Annotated in this window: 2 protein-coding genes; both read left to right on the top strand. The window is 44.3% G+C overall.

The window, feature by feature from the left end:
* Positions 1-1,043: hypothetical protein (locus MSA64_RS11180; RefSeq protein ID WP_287891645.1), on the top strand; the 1,043-nt coding region annotated here is incomplete at its 5' end.
* 271 nt (positions 1,044-1,314) lie between these two features.
* Positions 1,315-3,037 (top strand): trypsin-like peptidase domain-containing protein (locus MSA64_RS11175; protein ID WP_287891643.1); only part of this gene is annotated, 1,723 nt, incomplete at its 3' end.

Genomic DNA, 3,037 nt, shown 5'->3' with positions numbered 1-3,037 from the left:
TCTGGATGATCGCGGAGGAAATCAAAAAAGAGGAGGGTACCCTTCGCATGATCGTACAACCGGATGCCTCGGTGATAAGCGGAATTCTCCGATTATGTGGAAGAACGGAAAGCAATGTGAGGGTAGACCACATTATCTGTCTCTCGGATCAGCCGGATAAGATTGAAGATGGAAAACTGTATAATCTGGAATGCCTGAAAAAGATTTTGCCGATGTATAATTATAATTATGATTACAACAGCTGGTATTACTATGGCAATACCGGCTATGTGGATATGGCATTTGTGATGTTCCCGTATATGGTGCTGACTTCCGAATATGCCTGCATGTTATCGGCAGATATCAAAAGCGGCTGTATCACAAGAGACAAAGAAATAATAAAAATGCTGGAGGAACGATTTACATCCTACCGGAAAAAATCACGGCGTCTGGTTAACTGTATTGCCAATATCATGGAACAGTTTGATGTGGTTGGAACTGCGGTATCCACAAAATATACCGGATATAATCTGCAGATGGAACCGTGTGTGATGACTTTTCTGGATCAGGAAATCATAGAAAAATACCTCAATCCGCAGATGCCGAACAGGGAGTATTTTGTCAAAGAGACCATAGCATACTGTAAAAATCTTTCCGCACAGAATATTACATACATTTTTTCAATGGATGGTCTGCTGCATTTTCTTGACACCGGAAATATACGGGAACTGTCGCCGGACATCTATATCCGGCCGGCATTGGAAGACCGGGTAAAGATCATTGAACGGATCCTTCATCCGGAAGGCGGACAGAAGGTAAAGATCCTGAAACAGAAAATCGGACATCCGGATACCGATGTGAACATACTGGTAACTTCGGAGCACGGACTTTTGCGCGTGGCGGTGCCTGCCAAAAATATTTTTCTGGATATGATCCTTGAAGAATCCGGATTATTATATTCATTTTATGATTTCTGTGAAAATCTAGGGAATGTAATGTTTTACGGACAGGAGGAAGCGGAACGGCTGGTGCTGGAACATGCAAAGATGTTACAGTGCGAATGACACGGAGAAAGACACAACAGGGAATAGAAAAGAGGAAAAGAGGTAACTGTTCAGCAGATAGTAACTGTGAAGGCTCTGAACAGTTACGGAAAGAGTATAAAACTGTCGTGAGAAACAGTTTTTATACTCTTTTTTTTGAAATAATGCGAAAAACGTAGGAATTCGAAAATAAAAGTCGACACAAAAGGTGACACATATTGTCTGGTCGGACAGAGAAACAGTACAATGTAATAAGATTTTATAAAATTCTATAAGGCAGGGAGGAAAAAAGATGAAGAAAGTAAATGCACTAATGAGGAGAGTACTTTCATTCTGCATGGTAGCGATGCTGGCAGTCGGTATGCTGGTCGTTCCGTCAGAAAAAGTAGCAGCAGAGACATCTGCAAATCAGAACATTCAGGACGCCAAGAATGCGGTAGTTCAGGTAATGGTTTGTGTACAGAACAAACTGGGTGACTGGTATAACCTGGTAGGCGGTACCGGATTCCTGGTAGGAACAGAAGCCAATGCCCAGTATGTTATCACCAACGATCACGTAGCCAATGCTACAAGTACCAACTGGCTGACAGATGAAATAATCCAGGGAATGGTAGAGATCAGCGAAAAAGATGACTACACAAAGATCAAAACAAAGGTACGTGTCGTACTGAAACGTGACTCATATATTGATGCAACTGTTGTACAGAGCAGTACAGAAGCCGATCTGGCAATCCTGAAACTGGATCAGCCGATCTACAACCGTGCACCGGTGGCACTGGATGCTGAAAATGAGCCACAGAGTACAGAAACTGTTTATACACTTGGTTTTCCTGGAATCGTTCAGGCTTACCAGGATGACAAGATCTACACCAGTGACGATGTAACCGTAACAGACGGTTCTATCTCCAAGATCGCAGCAAGCTCTGCAATCACAGGAAGCCCGATCACTTACATCAACCACTCTGCAAGAATCTCCGAAGGTAACTCCGGCGGACCGCTTCTGAATGCAGAAGGTAATGTTATCGGTGTCAACAGCTGGTCAGCAAGTACCGATCAGACTTCTTACTACTACTCCATCCAGATCGTGGAAGTAACTGACCTGCTGGATGCTATGGGTATCGACTATATGAAAGCCGGAGACAAAGTATCCGAGGGTGATACAGAAGAAACAGAAGAAACAGAAGAACCGGCAGCCGGTGATACAGAGACAGAAGAAGGAACTGACACAGAAGCCGCAACAGGAAATGAAGGTGTGGCAGCAGCTCCGGCAGAACCGGACAACAGCGCAGCAGTCGCTCTGATGGCTGACCTGAGTGAAGCGATCAAATCTGCGAAAAAGTTAGATACATCCGGCTATACAAAAGAATCCGTAGCAGCCTTTGACGAAGCTCTTACAGCTGCCAAGAATACTGAAAAATTAGGTGATCTGGCAAAAGAAGATGAGATCCAGAATGCCATCGACAAACTGGATGCAGCACAGAAAGGTCTGGAACAGAAATCAGGACTGAACCTGACACTGATCCTTATCATCGCAGTTGTAGCAGTGATCCTGATCGTAGTGATCGTACTGGTTGCAGTATCAAGCAGCAAGAAGAAAAGAGAACAGGAAGAAGCAGCAAGAAAAGCAAGTGCAGCCCGTCAGCAGGCTATGAACATGAATAACAACATGCAGGGTGGATTCCAGCAGAATCAGGGCTTTGCCCCAAGAGATTCATCCGCATTCCGCAGTGCAGATGACGGATCCACACCAACCGGTATCCTGAATGACGGAAGCAGTGCTACCACGGTTCTTGGAAACGCAGGTATGCCAACGGCAACTCTGATCAGAAAGAAAACAGGTGAGAAGATCACAATTGATAAAGCAGAATTCCGTATCGGTAAAGAGAGAAACAAAGTAGATTATTGTATTACCGGAAACAGCAATATCAGTCGTACACATGCAACCATCGTATACCGCAACGGAGCATTTGCAATCGTTGATAACAATGCAACAAACGGAACAAACGTTAACGGTG

This window comes from Oliverpabstia sp. (assembly GCF_022785585.1).
In the GTDB taxonomy this organism is placed as follows: domain Bacteria; phylum Bacillota; class Clostridia; order Lachnospirales; family Lachnospiraceae; genus Oliverpabstia; species Oliverpabstia intestinalis.
The sequence above is the reverse complement of the archived record's forward strand: the minus strand, read 5'-3'. Positions and strand labels throughout refer to the sequence as shown.